The sequence below is a fragment of the Martinezella lusitana genome, from assembly GCF_014207095.1.
Lineage (GTDB): Bacteria > Pseudomonadota > Alphaproteobacteria > Rhizobiales > Rhizobiaceae > Rhizobium > Rhizobium lusitanum_B.
The window spans coordinates 1-19,177 of record NZ_JACHBG010000001.1 but is presented as its reverse complement, the minus strand read 5'-3'; the positions used below and the strand labels follow the sequence as shown (position 1 = coordinate 19,177).

The 19,177-nt window shown below is 60.5% G+C and carries 15 protein-coding genes and 1 pseudogene; 7 read left to right on the top strand and 9 right to left on the bottom strand.

Annotation, left to right across the window (positions count from 1 at the left end; translation table 11 throughout):
* Positions 1-283: 283 nt before the first annotated feature.
* Together GGD46_RS00080 and GGD46_RS00075 are read right to left on the bottom strand one after the other, a co-directional pair.
* Entirely contained in the window at positions 284-427 is a 144-nt protein-coding gene (locus tag GGD46_RS00080) for a hypothetical protein (RefSeq protein WP_184700602.1), read from the bottom strand.
* A gap of 154 nt (positions 428-581) precedes the next feature.
* On the bottom strand, positions 582-1,763 hold the full coding sequence (locus GGD46_RS00075; RefSeq protein WP_184700600.1) for an NAD(P)/FAD-dependent oxidoreductase: 1,182 nt from the start codon (positions 1,761-1,763) through the stop codon (positions 582-584).
* Positions 1,764-1,900: 137 nt separating this feature from the next.
* On the opposite strand from GGD46_RS00075, the gene GGD46_RS00070 reads away from it, so the two are divergent.
* From GGD46_RS00070 to GGD46_RS00045, 6 genes are all read left to right on the top strand, one after another.
* Positions 1,901-3,337 (top strand): glutamine synthetase family protein, encoded by a 1,437-nt coding sequence (locus tag GGD46_RS00070; protein WP_184700598.1) that lies wholly within the window; start codon positions 1,901-1,903, stop codon positions 3,335-3,337.
* A gap of 12 nt (positions 3,338-3,349) precedes the next feature.
* Entirely contained in the window at positions 3,350-4,648 is a 1,299-nt protein-coding gene (locus GGD46_RS00065; protein ID WP_184700596.1) for an FAD-binding oxidoreductase, read from the top strand.
* A 132-nt stretch (positions 4,649-4,780) separates the two neighbouring features.
* Positions 4,781-6,256: a glucose-6-phosphate dehydrogenase gene (zwf, locus tag GGD46_RS00060; RefSeq protein ID WP_184700594.1), complete on the top strand. Its 1,476-nt coding sequence runs from the start codon at positions 4,781-4,783 to the stop codon at positions 6,254-6,256.
* A gap of 15 nt (positions 6,257-6,271) precedes the next feature.
* The gene (gene pgl, locus GGD46_RS00055) at positions 6,272-6,970 is read left to right on the top strand and encodes a 6-phosphogluconolactonase (RefSeq protein WP_184700592.1); all 699 of its coding nucleotides are present in this window, start codon (positions 6,272-6,274) and stop codon (positions 6,968-6,970) included.
* A 168-nt stretch (positions 6,971-7,138) separates the two neighbouring features.
* On the top strand, positions 7,139-8,956 hold the full coding sequence (edd, locus tag GGD46_RS00050; RefSeq protein WP_184700590.1) for a phosphogluconate dehydratase: 1,818 nt from the start codon (positions 7,139-7,141) through the stop codon (positions 8,954-8,956).
* Positions 8,957-9,047: 91 nt separating this feature from the next.
* Positions 9,048-10,418 (top strand): metallophosphoesterase, encoded by a 1,371-nt coding sequence (locus GGD46_RS00045; protein WP_184700588.1) that lies wholly within the window; start codon positions 9,048-9,050, stop codon positions 10,416-10,418.
* A 190-nt stretch (positions 10,419-10,608) separates the two neighbouring features.
* Here the strand turns inward: GGD46_RS00045 and GGD46_RS00040 are convergent, their stop codons facing one another.
* The 6 genes from GGD46_RS00040 to GGD46_RS00015 all read right to left on the bottom strand — a co-directional run bounded on the left by GGD46_RS00040 (position 10,609) and on the right by GGD46_RS00015 (position 17,614).
* On the bottom strand, positions 10,609-10,962 hold the full coding sequence (locus tag GGD46_RS00040) for a hypothetical protein (RefSeq protein WP_246806173.1): 354 nt from the start codon (positions 10,960-10,962) through the stop codon (positions 10,609-10,611).
* Positions 10,963-11,153: 191 nt separating this feature from the next.
* Positions 11,154-12,242, bottom strand: a complete 1,089-nt coding sequence (locus GGD46_RS00035) for an ABC transporter ATP-binding protein (RefSeq protein ID WP_184700584.1) — start codon at positions 12,240-12,242, stop codon at positions 11,154-11,156.
* Positions 12,243-12,264: 22 nt separating this feature from the next.
* Entirely contained in the window at positions 12,265-13,917 is a 1,653-nt protein-coding gene (locus GGD46_RS00030) for an alpha-glucosidase (RefSeq protein ID WP_184700582.1), read from the bottom strand.
* 35 nt (positions 13,918-13,952) lie between these two features.
* On the bottom strand, positions 13,953-15,107 hold the full coding sequence (locus tag GGD46_RS00025) for a carbohydrate ABC transporter permease (RefSeq protein WP_184700580.1): 1,155 nt from the start codon (positions 15,105-15,107) through the stop codon (positions 13,953-13,955).
* Between the two features lies 1 nt (position 15,108).
* The gene (locus tag GGD46_RS00020; RefSeq protein WP_184700578.1) at positions 15,109-16,125 is read right to left on the bottom strand and encodes a carbohydrate ABC transporter permease; all 1,017 of its coding nucleotides are present in this window, start codon (positions 16,123-16,125) and stop codon (positions 15,109-15,111) included.
* Positions 16,126-16,252: 127 nt separating this feature from the next.
* Positions 16,253-17,614, bottom strand: coding sequence for an ABC transporter substrate-binding protein (locus GGD46_RS00015; RefSeq protein WP_184700576.1), 1,362 nt, complete (start codon positions 17,612-17,614; stop codon positions 16,253-16,255).
* A gap of 312 nt (positions 17,615-17,926) precedes the next feature.
* On the opposite strand from GGD46_RS00015, the gene GGD46_RS00010 reads away from it, so the two are divergent.
* Positions 17,927-18,958, top strand: coding sequence for a substrate-binding domain-containing protein (locus GGD46_RS00010; protein ID WP_184700574.1), 1,032 nt, complete (start codon positions 17,927-17,929; stop codon positions 18,956-18,958).
* 54 nt (positions 18,959-19,012) lie between these two features.
* Here the strand turns inward: GGD46_RS00010 and GGD46_RS00005 are convergent.
* Positions 19,013-19,177, bottom strand: a pseudogene (locus tag GGD46_RS00005) (bifunctional methylenetetrahydrofolate dehydrogenase/methenyltetrahydrofolate cyclohydrolase); the annotation flags it as partial.

Sequence of the window (19,177 nt, the reverse complement as noted above, 5' to 3'; positions counted from 1 at the left end):
CACCTCGGCGCTGACCGGATGTATAACCATCGTTCTTGAAATATTCGCAGGCGGGGTTCCCGAGTAAAAAACGGGAAGCAATCATTGCTTCGGCTCTAACGTGCAGTAGAGCGCCCCATGAAATCGTCGCGAATTGTGGGTGCGATTAATTAATTTTCAGATAAGGGGGCCGGCGCAGGTTGTATCGTCGGTAAAAACACCGCGAATGGTTGGTGCCACCCGTGTTCCGAGCCGAGGAAAGCCGCCGCCGAGCGACGGCTGCATGGTGTCTTCTGCGGCGCTGTCAGAGGCCGCGTATGGCCAGCAGAGCGATGCAGGCAGCGGTAACGCCGGTCGCCAACATTAAAAGTCTTGCTGCCACGAGTTTGGCATTGTCACGGGTCTGAGCGATTGCAATGGCGCGAGCACGACGCTTTGTTCTGTTCATGAGTATATTCCCATTTTCGCACTGACACGATAACCGCCAAAAGGTACTTTCGGCAACTGCCAATGTATTCACGAAAGATGTAAGAAAGGAAAACGCGAGTACCAGAGGTGTGTTCCATTTTGTCACAGTTGCGATAACGCCTTGAAATGGAAACTCAAACTGCCTCGCCCGCAACGTGGCCGGACGCCCAGGCCCATTGAAAGTTGTAGCCGCCAAGCCAACCCGTGACGTCGACGCATTCGCCGATGAAAAAGAGGCCCGGAACGGTTTTCGCCTGCATCGTGCGGGAATCGAGAGAGGCGGTGTCGATGCCGCCTAGGGTTACTTCTGCGGTCCGGTAACCCTCCGAACCGGACGGCTTGACGGACCAGGACTGAATGGCCGACGCAAGTTGCTGCAGGCGCTTGTCGGATTGATCGGCCATATTGCCGGCCACGCCTTCGCTCTCGACGAAGTGCTGCGCCAGGCGTTTCGGCAAAATCTCGGCAAGGGCTGTTTGCGCCGACTGGCGGCCATTGGCCTGTTTAGCCCTTTTGAGAAGTCCGAAGACATCGATATCGGGTTCGATGACGACGGTGATATCCTCACCCTCGCGCCAATAGGAGGAAATCTGCAGGATCGCGGGGCCGCTGAGGCCGCGATGCGTAAAGAGCAGCGCTTCGCGGAACGCCGTCTTGCCGTGCCGAAGCTCGGCGGGGGCTGCAATGCCCGACAGCGGCGACATCAGCTGGAGCAACTGAGGATCGAGCGTCAGCGGCACAAGGCCCGGCCGGGTTTCGACGACAGGCAATCCGAATTGTTCGGCGATGCGATAGGCAAAGCCTGTTGCGCCCATCTTGGGGATCGACTTGCCGCCAGTCGCGATGACGAGTGACGTCGCTTCGAAAACGCCTTCGGAGGTGCTGACACGATAGCCGGCGGCGCTCTGCTCGATATCGCCGACCTCCGTTCGCAATCGCAGCTGCACACCTGCTGCCCGCATCTCGTCGGTCAGCATGCGGATGATGTCTTTTGCACTGTTGTCGCAAAAGAGCTGACCGAGCGTTTTCTCGTGCCAGGCAATACCGTGGCGCGCGACCAGGGCGATGAAGTCCTGCGGCGTGAAGCGGGCAAGCGCCGATTTGGCAAAGTGTGGATTTGCCGACAGGAAGTTCTTCGGGCCGGCGTGGATGTTGGTGAAATTGCAGCGGCCGCCGCCCGAAATGCGGATCTTCTCGCCCGGCGCACCGGCGTGATCCAGCACGACGACAGAGCGCCCGCGCTGGCCGGCACGGATGGCACACATCATCCCCGCAGCGCCCGCACCGAGGACGATCACATCATATCTGCCAGCCACGTTTAAGCCCTTCAATCTTCGCCGCACTCCCTTGTCATTCTTCCATCATACGGCGAAAGTCCGAGCGGTTTTCCCCCTCGCCAATTGGCAAACTGCGGTTATGATGCAATCACCGATCAACCCAAATACGGTGTTTTATGCCCGCGAGAAAGACCCCGCTGAAAGCTTCAGTGCCTGCCTCGAAAATCCCTACGGTGCCTCCCAGCCTGCGATCGGCACGCGGCGTGGCAAACTGGAAGGAAGCAGCCCAATGGCTGCGGGCGCGCGGGATCGAAGACATAGAATGCATCACGCCTGACCTTGCCGGCGTACCGCGCGGCAAGATGATGCCGACCTCGAAATTCACCTCGAATACATCGCTGGCGCTGCCTTCGGCGATCTATCGCCATACGATCTCAGGCGAATATCCGGAGGAGACCGAGAGCTTCCGCTACGAACCGCGCGACAGCGACCTCAAGCTCGTGCCGGATCTTTCGACGCTTTCCGTCGTGCCTTGGGAAACCGATCCCACGGCGCAGGTGATCTGCGATATCGTCAACTCCGAAGGACATGCGGTGTCCTACACGCCGCGCAACCTCTTGAAGAAGATCATGGGGCTCTATCGCGATCGCGGCTGGAAGCCGGTGGTCGCCCCCGAGATCGAATTCTATCTGGTCGCCAAGAATGACGACCCGGACTATCCGCTGCACCCGCCGAAAGGCCGTTCCGGCCGCTCGATCCTCGGCGGGCAAGGATATTCGATCGCCGGCATCAACGAGTTCGACGAGTTGATCGACGATATCTACCATTTCTCAGAGAAGCAGGGGCTTGAGATCGACACGCTGATCCATGAAGAGGGTCCGGCGCAGCTTGAAATCAACCTGCGCCATGGCGATCCGATCGAGCTGGCCGACCAGGTGTTCATGTTCAAGCGCACCATTCGCGAGGCCGCGCTGAAGCACGGCATCTATGCAACCTTCATGGCCAAGCCGATGCAGAGCCAGGCGGGCTCGGCGATGCACATCCATCAATCGGTGGTGAACATCGAAACGGGCAAAAACGTCTTCACCAATCCGGACGGCAGCCCTTCGCAGGAGTTCTTCTATTTCATTGGCGGCATGCAGCGTTATGTCCCGAATGCGCTCGCCATGCTGGCGCCTTACGTAAACTCCTATCGCCGGCTGGCGCCGAACATGTCCTGCCCGGTCAACAACGCCTGGGGCTACGACAACCGCACGACGGCCTTCCGCGTACCCGTGTCCGATCCGCAGGCGCGGCGCGTCGAGAACCGGCTGCCCAGCTCCGACGCCAATCCCTATCTGGCGCTGGCAGCCTCGCTTGCCTCCGGACTGCTCGGCATCATGAAACAAGTCCAACCAACCGCGCCGACGGAAGATTCCGCCAATGAGGGCTCGATCGACCTGCCGCGCGGCCTGCTGGAAGCGATCGCCCTTCTCGAAGACGAGCCGGCTTTCGAAGAGGTTCTCGGCAAAGACTTCATCGACATCTATGCCGGTGTCAAACGCGGCGAATTCGAAACCTTCATGCAGGTGATCAGCCCGTGGGAGCGGGAATTCCTTCTGCTCAACGTGTGAAGGAGGTCGCCGATGACATTGCAGGAAACATGGCAGAGCCCGATCGCACCGGGCCTTTCATTCTACCAGGCGACCGTCGGCCCGCGCCCGAGCTATCCGAAGCTCGACGGCTCGCGCAAGGCTGACGTTGCAATCGTCGGCGGCGGCTATACCGGCCTTCAGGCCGCCTATAGTCTTGCCAAGGGCGGTGCCGAGGTCGTGCTGATCGACGCCAACCGCTTCGGCGACGGCGCCTCCGGCCGCAATGGAGGACAGCTCGGCACCGGCCAGCGTTGGTGGCCGGAGGAGATGGAAGAGAAGATCGGCTACGATCGGTCGAAGGCTCTTTTCGATCTGGCCGAGGATGCTAAGCACTTCCTGCTCGACTTCGCCTCGGATCACGGCATCGACATCGACTTCCTGCCCGGCCAGATGAATGTCACGCACAAGCGCAGCTACAAGCGCGACTACATGGAAAATGCCGAGATCGCCGCCACCCGCTACGGTTATCCGCATATGAAGTTCATGGACGAAGCCGAGACCCATGAGCGGCTTGGTTCGAGCTTCTACCTCTACGGCGTCAGGGATATGGGCACCGGCCACATCCATCCGCTAAAGCTGCTGATCGGCCTTGCTCGCGTCGCCGCCGAAGCGGGAACATCCCTTTTCGAAATGACCAAGGCAAAGGGCTTCCGGCAATCGGGCGGCAAGACGATCATCGAAACGGATGGCGGCGAGATCACCGCCGACCGGGTGTTGATCGCCTGCAATGGCTATATCGGCAATCTTGAGCCGGTGACGGCAAGCCATGTCATGCCAATCCGTTCCTTCATCGGCGCCACCGAGCCGCTCGACCGCTTTCCGCAGGTTCTTCCCGGCAACGAAGCCGTGGCCGATTCGCGGTTCGTGGTGCGTTATTTCCGTAAATCGAAGGATGGCCGCCTGCTGTTCGGCGGGCGCGAGGCCTATACGTCTGACAATCCGCGCGACATAACGCAGCATATTCGCCGGCAGATCGCCGAGATCTATCCGGCTCTTGAGGATATCAAGATCGACTATGCCTGGGGCGGCTCGGTCGGCATCACCATGCCACGTCAACCCTTCGTGCGCGAGGTCATGCCGGGTGTCACCTCCATCGGCGGCTATTCCGGCCATGGGGTCATGCTGTCAAATTATTGCGGTAAACTCTATGCGAAAACGGTTCTCGGGAACGCGGACGAACTTCATCTCTTCAAGGAGCTGAACATCCCTGCGTTCCCCGGCGGAGCGCGCATGCGGGCACCTCTGCTGTTCCTGGCGCTCTCGTGGTTTGCACTGCGCGACAGGTTTTAGAAACCGGAAGATGAATTCTTCCGTCGGCGACCCGCGCCAAAAAGCCGAGTCTGAATTTTGCAATGCACACTGGCCTTTTTAAATCGATTAGATTAAAAGGGGCCTTAACCAAGACCGATTGAGAGATACCTCATGAGCAGCCAGATCATTCCCGTTGAACCATTTGATTATGTCGTTTTCGGCGGCAGCGGCGACCTTGCCGAACGCAAGCTCCTGCCCGCTCTTTACCATCGTCAGGTCGAAGGTCAGTTTTCCGAGCCGACGCGCATCATCGGTGCTTCGCGCAGCGCTCTTTCCAATGAAGAATACCGCAAGTTCGCCGACGCCGCCCTCAAGGAACACCTGAAGAAGGGCGAGTATGACGAGGCCGAGGTCAAGAAGTTCCTCGACCGCCTGTTCTACGTCCCGGTCGATGCACGCAGCGATGCCGGCTGGGATCAGCTCAAGAAGCTTCTGGACGAAGGCAAGGAGCGCGTACGCGCCTTCTACCTCGCCGTCGCGCCTGGCATCTTCGGCGACATCTCGCAAAAGATCCACGAACACAAGCTGATCACCAAGCAGACCCGCATCGTCGTCGAAAAGCCGATCGGCCGCGACCTCGCATCGGCTCTGCAGCTCAACGACACCATCGGCAAGGTCTTCAAGGAAGAGCAGATCTTCCGTATCGACCATTATCTCGGCAAGGAAACCGTGCAGAACTTGATGGCGCTGCGCTTTGCCAACGCCCTCTATGAGCCGCTGTGGAATGCCAACCACATCGACCACGTGCAGATCACGGTGGCTGAATCGGTCGGCCTCGAAGGCCGCGCCGGCTACTACGACACTGCGGGCGCCCTGCGCGACATGGTGCAGAACCATATCCTGCAGCTGCTCTGCTTGACCGCGATGGAAATCCCTTCATCCATGGATTCGGAAGCCGTTCGCGACGAGAAGCTCAAGGTTCTGCGCGCGCTGAAGCCGATCGACGCTTCCAACGTCGAGCAGGCGACCGTTCGCGGCCAGTACCGCGCCGGTGCTTCCGCGGGCGGCCCGGTCAAGGGCTACCTTGATGAACTTGAGGGCGGCGTCTCCAACACCGAGACCTTCGTCGCCATCAAGGCCGAGATCGGCAACTGGCGTTGGGCCGGCGTTCCCTTCTACATCCGCACCGGCAAGCGTCTTGCCGGCCGCGTGTCGGAGATCGTCATCACCTTCAAGCCGATCCCGCACAATATCTTCGATCAGGCCGCCGGCCGCATCGTCGCCAACCAGCTGATCATTCGCCTGCAGCCGGATGAAGGCGTCAAGCAGTCGCTGATGATCAAGGACCCTGGTCCGGGCGGCATGCGCCTGCGCAACGTCTCGCTCGACATGAGCTTCGCGTCTGCCTTCAACGTCCGCAATCCGGATGCTTACGAGCGCCTGCTGATGGACGTCGTTCGCTCCAACCAGACGCTGTTCATGCGTCGCGACGAAGTGGAAGCGGCATGGGAATGGGTCGACCCGATCCTCAAAGGTTGGGAAGCAACCGGACAGCAGGTGCAAGGTTACACCGCCGGCACGTGGGGTCCGAGCCAGGCTATCGCGCTCATCGAGCGTGATGGCCGCACCTGGCATGACGATATCTAATCCGGGACGATAACGATGACAGCGAATATGCATGCTTTCGCCAATGGTGCCGAACTCGCCGGCAAGCTCGCGGACAAGGTGGCCGAGACCCTCTCGGCTGCTGTCGCCGCGCGCGGTTCCGCAAGCATCGCGGTCTCCGGCGGTTCGACGCCGAAGGCCTTCTTCCAGGCGCTGTCATCGCGCTCGCTCGACTGGGGCAAGGTGACGATCACCCTCGTCGACGAACGGTTCGTACCGGCGGACAATCCGCGCTCGAACCATCTGCTCGTTCAGGAAAACCTGCTGAAGGACAAGGCGGCCGCCGCCACGTTCCTCCCACTTTATCAGGCTGCGGCTTCCGTCGAGGAAGCCGCCGTCATCGCCACGGAAAAGACCAGGGCGGTCGGCCATCCATTCGATGTCGCCATCCTCGGCATGGGCAACGACGGCCACACGGCATCGTTCTTTCCGGGCGGCAGCAATCTCCAGACCGCACTCGATCCGAACACCCCGCGCGGCATCATCACGATGGAAGCGGAAGGTGCGGGCGAGCCGCGTCTGACGTTCACCTTCTCCAGCCTTCAGGATGCCAGATTGCTGGTGCTCCATATCGAGGGAGAAGGCAAGAAGGACGTTTTGGCCAAGGCCGAAGCGTCGGGCGAAGAAACCGAGATGCCGATCCGCGCCATGCTGCGTCGGGCCGCCTCTCCGGTCGAGATTTATTGGGCTCCCTGACGCAGCCGGCAGGCCGCGTCATCGAACCCTGAATGACACAGCAACATGTGCTGCGCCATGTGCCCTTGCGGGCGCAGCGGCAAAGCATTGACTTTTGGACCTCGCGCCGCGCCCGTTACCAAACCAGATCTTCGGGCTTTGCGCAGAACAGACGGAGGCAGATCGACCATGGCCGCTGACGCCCGCATTTCCAAGATTACCGCACGGATCGTCGAGCGCTCGAAGCCGACGCGCGAACGCTATCTGGACCGCCTGCGCAATGCCGCAACCAGGGGAGCACAACGCTCCGTGCTCGGCTGCGCCAACCTCGCACATGGCTTCGCCATCTGTTCCCCCTCCGAGAAGGACGCACTGGCAGGAGACCAGGTGCCCAATCTCGGGATCATCACATCCTATAACGACATGCTCTCGGCGCATCAGCCTTTCGAGACCTACCCGGCCATCATCCGCCAGGCGGCGGCCGAGGCCGGCGGCATCGCGCAGGTAGCCGGCGGCGTGCCGGCCATGTGTGACGGCGTCACGCAGGGCCAGCCCGGCATGGAGCTCTCGCTCTTCTCGCGCGACCTGATCGCCATGTCCGCCGGTATCGGCCTGTCGCACAACATGTTCGATGCGGCCGTCTTCCTCGGCGTCTGCGACAAGATCGTTCCCGGCCTCGTCATCGCCGCCCTCTCCTTCGGCCATCTGCCCGCCGTCTTCATTCCGGCCGGACCGATGACCTCGGGCTTGCCGAACGACGAGAAGTCGCGCGTGCGCCAGCTCTATGCCGAGGGCAAGGTCGGGCGTGCCGAACTGCTCGAGGCGGAATCCAAATCCTATCACGGCCCCGGCACCTGCACCTTCTACGGCACGGCCAATTCCAATCAGATGCTGATGGAAATCATGGGCTTCCACATGCCAGGCGCCTCCTTCGTCAATCCCGGCACACCGCTGCGCGAGGCTCTGACGCGCGAGGCGACCAAGCGCGCGCTCGCCATCACCGCGATGGGTAATGAATTCACGCCAGCCGGCGAGATGATCGACGAGCGTTCGATCGTCAACGGCGTCGTCGGCCTCCATGCCACCGGCGGCTCGACGAATCACACGATGCATATCGTCGCCATGGCGCGCGCGGCCGGCATCGTGCTCACCTGGCAGGATATTTCCGAGCTGTCCGATATCATTCCGTTGCTGGCCCGCGTCTATCCGAACGGGCTTGCCGACGTGAACCATTTCCATGCTGCCGGCGGCATGGGCTTCCTGATCAAAGAGCTCCTGAAGAAGGGGCTGCTGCACGAGGATGTGCGCACCGTTTACGGCCACGGCCTCGGCAACTACTCCATCGACGTCAAGCTCGGCGCCGACGGCAATGTTGCCCGCGAACCGGCACCGGACAAGAGCCACGACCCGAAGGTGCTGGCAAGCATCGACTCGCCATTCCAGAGCAATGGCGGCCTGAAGATGCTGCGCGGCAATATCGGCAAGGCGGTCATCAAGATTTCCGCCGTCAAGCCGGAACGCCATATCGTCGAGGCGCCGGCCGTGATCTTCCACGACCAGCTGGAAATGCAGCAAGCCTTCAAGGATGGCAAGCTGAACCGCGATTTCGTTGCTGTCGTCCGCTTCCAGGGGCCGAAGGCCAACGGCATGCCGGAACTGCACAAGCTGACGCCTGCGCTCGGCGTGCTGCAGGATCGTGGCTTCCGCGTGGCGCTCTTGACCGACGGCCGCATGTCGGGCGCGTCGGGCAAGGTTCCTGCCGCGATCCACGTGACGCCGGAAGCCGTCGATGGCGGCCCGATCGCTCGTATTCGCGAGGGTGACATCATCCGCATCGACGCGATCGCCGGCACTCTGGAAGTGCTTGTCGACGCTGCCGAGATGGTCGAGCGAGAACCTGTCGTCGCCGATCTCTCGGGGAACGAGTTCGGCATGGGCCGCGAGCTTTTCGCTCCCTTCCGCCGTGCCGCAGGCCCGGCAGACCAGGGTGCTAGCGTATTGATTTAAGGGCAACTTACAGCTGCCTGCGTCATAGGACTGACAAGTGAATTGACTAATCCCTTGGGTATTGCACGCCAATTCCCAAGGGTAGAAATTCATGTTGAAGTCATTGCTCGGACGCCGCCAGGCGCTGAAACTCCTCGCCGGCACGGCCGTCCTGCCTGTGCTCATTTCGGCCATGCCTGCCGAAGCTGCACAAAAGCCTCTGCGTGTCGTCATCCTGTCGGACCTGCATTCCGCTTACGAGCGCATGGGCCAGTTGCTGGCGACCATCGAAAAGCAGGTCGCAAGCAATGAGGGGCCGCATCTTGTCGTGCTGAACGGCGATCTCTTCGAGTCCGGCAATGTCGTGGCAACACGTTCGGCTGGCGAGATCGACTGGGCGTTCCTTGCAGCCCTTGCGAAGGTGGCGCCGACCGTCGTCAACATCGGCAATCATGAGCCCGATCTCGACAACGACCTCGTTAATTTCGTAAGCCGCGCCCGCGGGCTCGGCGTTACCGTTCTCAGCAATATCATCGACAAGCGCACTGACGCGCCCTACACGCAGTCTTCGACCCAGCTGACGCTCGATGGCCGGTCGGTCACCATCGCCGGATTTGCGACCGACGCAATCAAGACCTATCCCAAAGCCACGCGCGACATGCTCGACATTCCGCAGCCGGTGGAATGGGCCAAGAAGAACCTTCCCGGGATTCTCAAGAGCGGTGGCATCAACATCGTGCTTAGCCACGCCGGTGTCGTGGCGGATCGCGACATCCTGCCGATCCTTCCCGACGGTACGCTCATCATCGGCGGCCACGACCACCTGAACCTCACCCACGAACAGGGTGCCACGCGCTATGTTCACACGGGTTCCTGGTCGACGGCGATCACGGTCGCGACCATTACCGCGCCCAGCGCGGCAGCGGCTCTCCAACGCGTCGCAATCGACGCGGCCGGCGCTCCCTCCGCCGCACTCAAGGATCTCATCCCGGCCGTGCTGGCCCGTCATCTCACCGATGAGGATCGCGCAACCGTCGGCAAGAGCGACAAGACCATGACAGTGGACGAGGTTGGCCGGTTCGTTGCGGACGTGTTGGCGAAAAGGACAAAGGCGGATATCGGCTTCGTCGGCCACACCTCTTTCGGTGCGGGTCTGCCTCAGGGCGAAGTTAACCGCTACAGCTTCAATGCCTCGGTGCGCTTCGACGGCAAGCTGATGCGGACCGAAGTCGACGCCGCCGTGCTCGCGGCCATCCTTGCCCGCTGCAATCAGGACGGCGACATACCGCTTGCAACGCGCACAGGCGATTATCTCCACGCCGCACCGCTCAATCAGCCCAAGAAGGAGCGTTACACGCTGGTCTGCAACGACTGGTCGGCCATCAACCAGAAGAGCTATTTCGGGCGCGAAGATCTGATGTTCTCGGAGGTGGCCGATGCGAAGCTGAAGCAGGCGGTTCTCGACGCGTTAGCCGCCGGGTGACACTGTAGCAACCAGCCCTCTGGCCGGAGGGTGGGTTCCTTTGCGAACCGGGATAAGCATGATCCGCAGGAAACGGTCACCGTTGTTGCGGATCATACTCTAAACTTGACGGTTGCCGCGTGCATGATTGCCAACAGCCCTCGGCATTTCAGCCGAAGGCAGCGGCGTGATTTTCGCAATGTCCGTGGCGTCAGCCGCGAATATCCAGCACGCGGTTCTTATGGGCCGGATGGGTGCTGTAGACGAAGATCTTGTTCATCTCCTTGTCCGTCAGCAGACGCAGGAAGCGGACTTCCACCGTGTTGTTGGGGAAGACCTTCATCAGCACGCAGCCCACCTTGGTGATGCGGGCGTCTGGGATATCCAGATAGAATTGCTTGGGCAAATTATACTGGGTGAGGATCGCAAGGATCGCGCTGCTCTGCGAAATGCGGATAATATCGCAGCGGCGGGAGGCGAGGTTCATCACACCTTTTTCGGTGTATTCGAGCCGTGCCGCGTTCATCGTATCTTCCATACGGAACCGCACTTCGCGGTCATACATGAAAGATTCTTCCTTGTTGAGGAAATGCTGACCTGAATTAGCTCTGCCGAACGCGGCCATCTTGGTAGACCCCTGGGGTATATTATGAAGGCAAGACTAGCAGCGGGTCTTTAACAGAAGGTTTGGACGCGCCGGCCCAAGGTGAATTTTGTTGTTCATCTTGGCTTGAGCCGGCGACGTTCTGTGAGCGACTACTTCCGATAAGAATGGCCGCTGGCATCAAAGAGATGCAGCTTCTGGCGGTCGGCGGCAAAACGCATCTTCTGGCCGCGATGGATATCGGCGATGCCGGGGATCTTGACGATGATCGGTTCGCCATCGACCAGGCCTTCTATATAGAGCTGCGTGACTTCGCCGAGTGCTTCGACGATCGAGACCTCGCCTTCGAAGAGATAGTCGTCGCCGGTCGCAAGGCGCAGATCTTCCGGACGCACGCCGAAGCTTGCCCGCTTGCCCTTTTCGGAAGCAGGGGTCGGCGTATCAAGCGTCACCGACTTGCCGCCCGTCAGCGTCACAGTCGTCGTCGCGCCGGTTTCGGTCACCGTTGCGGGAATGATGTTCATGGCCGGCGAACCGATGAATTTTGCCACGAAGAGGTTTGCTGGACGCTCATAGAGTTCGAGCGGCGCACCCACCTGCTCGACGCGACCTGCCGACAGAACCACGATGCGGTCGGCAAGCGTCATGGCTTCTACCTGGTCGTGGGTCACGTAGATCATCGTCGTTTCGGGCATCGAATCGCTGAGCTTGGCGATTTCGATGCGGGTTGCGACGCGCAGCGCGGCATCGAGGTTCGACAGCGGCTCGTCGAACAGGAAGACTTTCGGGTTGCGGCAGATGGCGCGACCGATGGCGACGCGCTGGCGCTGACCGCCCGACAGAGCCTTGGGCAGGCGCTCCAGATATTGGGTGAGCTGCAGGCTGGCCGCCGCTGCGCGCACGCGACGGTCGATTTCCTGCTTGCTTTCGCCGGCGATGCGCATGCCGAAGGCCATGTTGTCATAGACAGTCATATGCGGATAGAGCGCATAGGACTGAAACACCATGGCGATACCGCGCCTGGAGGGCGGGACCTCGTTTACCTTCTGACCGGCAATCATCATATCACCGGCGGTGATGCTCTCCAGCCCGGCAATCATCCGAAGCAAGGTGGATTTGCCGCAACCCGAGGGGCCGACGAAGACGATGAACTCGCCCTCGTTGATCTCCAGATCGATGCCGTGCAGCACATGCACATTGCCGTAGGATTTTCTGATGTCCTTCAGAACAAGTCCCGTCATCTAAGCTCCTCCTCCCAAAGGCTCAGCCAAGACGCGCGAAATAAGCGCCCCAGGCCGGAATGTCGATTTTGTTGCCGTAGTTGTTGCTGGTAAAACCGTGCCCCGTCAATGCCTGCCAATTGCCTTCGGGTAAGGTTGCCATGGATTCCACAGGGCTCATGTTGAGAACACAGAGAATGGTCTCGCCCGCATGAGTGCGGGTGTAAAGCAGCACATCGCCCTGCGGTTGCGAGAAGGCGATATTGCCCTTGGCGAAGGCCGGGTGCTGCTTGCGGAAGGTGAGGAAGCGGCGATACTGCTCAAGCACCGAATTCTCATCGCCCTGCTGGACACTGACGGCGCGCAGAATGTGCTCCACCGGCACCGGCAGCCAGGGCTTTACCGTGGAGAAGCCGCCCTGCGCGACTTGGCTGTCCCAGACCATCGGCGTGCGGCAGCCATCGCGCCCCTTGAACTCTGGCCAGAACTGGATGCCGTAAGGGTCCTGTAGATCCTGATAGGCAAGATCGGCCTCGGTGAGCGCCAGTTCCTCGCCCTGATAGATGCAGACGGAGCCGCGCAAGGTCAGCAAGAGCGCAGCATAGAGCTTGGCGAAAGCATCGCGGTCGGCGACCAGATTGCCCCAGCGGCTGACATGGCGCACCACGTCGTGGTTAGAGAAGGCCCAGCAGGCCCAGCCTTCCGGGGCGGCGCCGTCGAAATCATTCATCACCTCTTCGACACGCTCCGGCGACAGAGCATCCGGCGCGAGGAATTCGAAGGCGTAGCACATATGCATCTTGTCGCCGCCGGAGGTGTATTCGCCGACGATCTCGAGGCCGCGCTGGCTGTCGCCGACTTCGCCGACGGCGGCAATGGCCGGATATTCGTCGAGCACGGCGCGGAAGCGCTTGAGGAACTCCAGGTTCTCAGGGCGGTTCTTGTCGTAGAGGTGTTCCTGGAAGTTATAGGGGTTGACCGCCGGCGCGGTGGAAGCGTTGCGGCGGGAGGGCTCAAGCGCCGGATTGTCGCGCAGTTCCTTGTCGTGGAAATAGAAATTGATGGTATCGAGGCGGAAACCGTCAACGCCGCGGTCGAGCCAGAAGCGCACGACATCGAGCAGGCGGTTCTGCACTTCCGGATTGTGCAGGTTCAGATCCGGCTGCGAGGTCAGGAAGTTGTGCATGTAATATTGCATGCGCGTCGGATCCCAGGCCCAGGCCGAGCCGCCGAAGATCGACAGCCAGTTGTTGGGCGGAGAGCCATCCGGCTTGGCATCGGCCCAGACATACCAGTCAGCCTTGGGATTGTTCTTGCTCGACCGGCTTTCGACAAACCAGGGGTGCCGGTCGGAGCTGTGCGACAGCACGAGGTCGATCATCACCTTAATGCCGAGGCGATGGGCTTCCGTCATCATCGCGTCGAAATCGGCTAGCGAGCCGAAGATCGGATCGACATCCTCATAGTTCGAGACATCGTAGCCGAAATCGCGCATCGGCGAGGTGAAAAAAGGCGAAATCCAGATCGCATCGACGCCGAGCGCTGCGACATGCGGCAGACGGACCGCGATGCCCTTGAGGTCGCCGATGCCGTCGCCGTTGGAATCCTGATAGGAGCGCGGATAGATCTGGTAGATCACCGCGCCGCGCCACCAGTCCTTGTCAACTTCTAAGGTCGATTGAGGAGCAATGCTCATGCTGAATGGGTCCTGTGTCAGTAGATGTTTTTGGATCAGCCCCCCTTCACCGACCCAGCGAGCAGACCGCGTACCAGATAGCGCTGCAGACCGAAGAAGACGAGGAGTGGAATAAGGATTGTAACAAAGGCCGATGCCGTCAGGATTTCCCAGTTGCCGCCGCGTGAGCCGAGCAGCGCATTCAGGGCCGCCGTCAGGACCAGATGATCCTTGTCGGTGCCGAGGAACACCATCGCGATCAGGAGGTCGTTCCATACCCAGAGGAACTGGAAGATCGCAAAGGAGGCAAGCGCCGGGAAGGACAGCGGCAGGATGATCTTAACGAAGATGTCGAAATCGCTGGCGCCGTCGACGCGGGCGGATTCGATGATCTCCTTGGGCAGGCCGGCAATGTAGTTGCGCAAGAGATAGATGGCGAGCGGCAGACCGAAAGCGGTGTGCGCCAGCCAGATGCCGGGATAGGTCTTCGAAGGCACGCCGAAGATCTGGCCGATCTCGTTGTAGATGCGCAGAAGCGGGATCAGCGACATCTGCAGCGGCACGACGATCAGGCCGACGACGAGCGCGATCAGGATCGTGCGGCCGGGAAATTCCATCCATGCCAGCGCGTAGGCTGCAAAGGCGGCGATCAGGATCGGTATGACCGTTGCCGGGATCGTCACCGTCAACGAATTGATGAAGGACTGGCCGATGCCTTCGCCGCGCAGCACGGTGCGATAGTTGTCAAAGGTGAACTGCGGCGGCGTGGCGACGGTGAGGTAGACGCGCTTGGAACGCGCATCCGATTCGAATGCGCCGTTCTTCTGGTAGCGATAGCTGCCATCGGAATTGATCGTAAGGGTTTCGCCTTTCTCCAGTTCGGCGGGTGCCCCGGCCTTGTAGGCAGCCGGCTCCTGCACACGCAGGCCGAAGGACTGGATCTGGCCGCCGCCTTCGACGGCGAGCGTTCCCGAAATCACGAAGTTTGCGCCGTCCGGCTTGGCCTTATCCGGACCATCGAGACGTGCGGCCGTCGTCCGCGAGGAACCGGCAAAGGCCGTCCACCAGCCGGAGACGACGATCTGATCCTTGTCACGCAGGGCGGTGACGAAGATGCCGAGCGTCGGCAGGAGCCAGAGGAGAACGATGAGCAGCACCGCCGCATGAACGAAGATGCGGGCAGGACCGATGCGACCGAGATTTCCAAGCATGTCAGCGCCCCTTCATTTCTGCGTTTGCACGACGAATGTTCCAGATCATGATCGGCGTCACCGCCGCCATGATGACGAGCGCGATGACGGCGCTACGGCCGCTGTCGCCGCCACCACGGAACATCCAGTTGAACATCAGGTTGGCGAGCACCATCGTGTTCCATTGGCCATTGGTCATGGTGAGCACGATGTCGAAGACCTTGAGGACGAGGATGGTGATCGTGGTCCAGACGGTGGCGATCGTGCCCCAGACCTGCGGCACCATGATCTTCCAGAAAATCTGCCAGCCATTGGCGCCATCGATGACGGCGGCTTCGATGGTTTCTTCCGGGATGCCACGCAGCGCTGCCGAGAGAATGACCATGGCAAAGCCGGTCTGTATCCAGATCAGCATGACCATCAGGAAGAAATTGTTCCAGAAGGGAATGGTGATCCAGACCTCCGGCGTGCCGCCGAAAAGCTGAACGACGGCATTCAAGAGGCCGATCTGGGTGTCGGTACCGCCGCGATATTCATAGATGAACTTCCAGATGACCGAGGCGCCGACGAAGGAAATCGCCATCGGCATGAAGATGACGGCCTTGGCGATGTTGCCCCACCAGATGCGGTCGGTCATGACGGCAATGACGAGGCCGAAGAAGGTACAGGCCGCCGGTACGACGGCGAGCCAGAGGATGTTGTTGAAGATCGACTGGCGGAACTCGGTATCGTTCAGCGCCCAGACATAATTGGCGCCACCGACGAACTTGTTACCATCAGGCCCGTAAAAGGACAGAATGAACGTCGCCACCACCGGGTAGACGAGATAGACGATGAGCAAAAACAGCGCCGGCCCCAGGAACAGCCAGGGGCGGATGAGGCCTCGGCGGCGGAGATTGACGGCGGCCTGATGGACATCGGCTCCCTCCTTTGCGGGAAAGATCAGGTCCAAGAATTTGTTGGAGAACCAGAAGTATGCGGCGCAGGCGGCGACACCGAATATCATGGCGCCAATCGCCGATAGGATCTGCGAAAACATTCATTCCCTCCCCGAATTTACCTGCTTGAGGCCGTCACTCCGGCATCGGCCGCGCTCAGAAGACGCGCCGTTTGAATGCTTAGCGCCGCCGCCGGCACGTTGCCGGCGGCGGTTGGGCAGTGATGTCTTACTTGATGGCGTCCCAGGATTTCTGGATGCCGTCGGCAACATCCTGTGCGGACTTGCCGCCGACGAAGTCCACCATGCCGGTCCAGAACGAGCCTGCGCCGATCTTGCCCGGCATCAGGTCGGAACCGTCGAAGCGGAAGGTAGTGGCGGAGGTGAGAATTTCGCCTTCCTTGCGCAGCGTGTCGTTGGCGTAGGCAGCCGTGTTAACGGACTTGTACGGCGTCAGGAAGCCGGACTGCGCCATCCAGACTTCCTGGGCGATCGGCGTATGCAGGAACTGGATGAAGGCGCGCGCGGCCTTCGAGTCCTTGGTGACGGCGGCCAGCGTGCCTGCGCCTTCGACCGGCTTGCCGAGTTCCGGATGCGAGGCAAACGGCGGGAAGTAGAAGAAGTCCGCATCCTGGCCGAGCTTCGTGCCCTCCGGGAAGAAGGACGGGATGAAGGAAGCCTGCTTGTGCAGGTAGCACTTCGGCGGAACCGTGAAGAGGCCCTTCGGGCTGTCGCGGAAGTCCGTCGAGGCAACGGCCGCAACACCGCCGGCGACGTATTTCGGGTTCTTCGCAAACTTGCCGAATTCCTCGATGGCGGCGACGACCTTCGGGTCGTTGAACTTCAGGGTGTTGTCGACCCAGTGATCATAATCCTGCGGCGCGTTCAGGCGCAGCATCAGATCCTCGACCCAGTCCGTTGCCGGCCAGCCGGTGGCGCCGCCCGAACCGAGGCCGATGCACCAGGGCGTACCGCCGTCCTTAACGATCTGGTCGGAGAGCTTGACCAGGTCTTCCATGGTCGTCGGGACTTTGTAGCCGGCTTCCTCGAAGTTTTCCGGAACGTACCAGACCAGCGACTTCAGGTCGGCCTTATAGGGGAAGGCATAGAAAGCATCCTTGCCGTCCTTGCCCTTGTAGGTGCCATAGCCGACCCAGCTGTCGCCAGCACCGTAGTTCGTCTTGACCCAGCCAGCGAGATCATCCCCGAGCGGAGTGAGGTAGCCCTTGCTGGCGAGGTTTGCGAGCAGGCCCGGCTGCGGCAGGATAGCGACGTTCGGCGGCGAACCGGCCTGCGTGTCGATGACGATCTGCTGCTCATAGTTTTCTGAAGACGAGTACTTGGCGTTCACGCCGGTCGCTTCGGTGAAATAGTTGAGGACGCTGGTGAAGAGCGCTTCGTCCTCGCCACGCCAGGGACCGAAGATGGTCAGCGTCTCGCCCTTGAGGTCGGCGTGCGCAGCCTTGAATTCGTCGTAGCTCTTCCAGTTGAATTTGGAATCCTGGCCGGGCTGGAACTTCAGATCGGCCGCCATCGCCGTCCCTGCCATGAGAGCGGCAGCGGCAACGGTCATCAAAAACAATTTCTTCATGTGGTTGTCCTCCCAAATAACGAAATCTATGAGCCCAAACACGTTTCCGTGCGATACGCTCCATTCCTCAAAGCGCTTTGGCTACCTTCTGTCATCCATTGAGGACGCGACAAAGTCAAGTGATTTTCAGGATTCCGCTAATATGCAAAGCAAATCTCGCACTGCAGCACAAAATAAGCGGCAATATCTTCGCTAATTATCTTGTCTCATCCGCTCCGCCTGCTACATATTGAAAGCGCTTTGGAAGCTATAGACGCGTCGGGAGGTTGCGTTTGTATCTTAGCGACTGAAGAGTTGGAGGAGCCTAAATCCGTGAATCTGAAACAGCTATCGCAACTGCTGGGGCTGTCGCAGACGACAGTCAGCCGGGCCTTGAACGGATACCCCGAGGTCAATCGCGAAACGCGCGAACGTGTCCTCAAAGCGGTTCGGGAAACCGGCTATCGGCCCAACAAGGCGGCGCAAAGGCTTGCCACCGGCAAGGCCGGATCGATCGGGCTAGTCATGCCGACCTCTTCCGGCAATTCTTCGGACGCGCATTTCAGCGAGTTCCTGACCGGCCTTGGCGAGGAAGCTCTGAAACACGACTTTCATTTCGTGCTGACACCGGCCGACCCGAACGACGAAGTCGGCGCCCTGAGGCGGCTGGCCGCAAGCGGCAATGTCGATGCTCTCTTCGTCAACTACATGCGCGGCCACGACCCGCGCCTGGAGATGCTGAAGACGCTTTCCATGCCCTTCCTCGTGCATGGGCGCTCCATCGGCTCGGAGCCGGATTATCCCTTCCTCGACATAGACAACGAAGCCGCCTTCTATGAAGCGACGAAATTGCTGCTGCAGCTCGGGCACAAGCGCTTCGCGCTGCTCAACGGCCCTATCTACCTCGATTTTGCCATTCGCCGAAAAAACGGCGTCGAAGCCGCTCTTGCCGAACGGGGTCTCACGCTGGACGAGGATTGCGTCAGCCACACTCCGATGACCGACGAGCAAGGCCTGCTGGTAACGGAGCGTATTCTGCAGATGGAAAGGAAGAAGCGCCCGACGGCGGTGCTTTGCTCCAGTACGGTGCTGGCGCTCGGCGCCGTGCGCGCCATCAACCAGGCAAAGCTCAAGCTTGGCGAAGACATCTCGATGATTGCCCACGACGACGTGCTGACCTTGCTCAAGCCGGAGAATTTCACTGTGCCGCTGACGACGACGCGCTCATCCTTGCGCTCGGCAGGCGTACGCATCGCCGAGCGATTGATCGGCGAAATCAAGCAGACGGAAACTTTTCCAGCTCAAGAGTTGTGGAAAGCGGAGTTGATCGTGCGCGCCTCGACCGGCGTCGCGCCGGCCGATTGATCTCACATCGGGTGGCCTTGGACGAAAGACCGCTCCGAATTTTTCTCGACATGCTTAGAATCGCGGCGGCACTTTGCCTGCCGCACGATGGGCGGCGATGACGGTATTGGCCATCAGCATGGCGATCGTCATCGGCCCGACGCCGCCTGGAACCGGCGTGATCGCTCGTGCGACTTCGGACGCCTCCGCATAGGCGACATCGCCCACCAGACGGCTCTT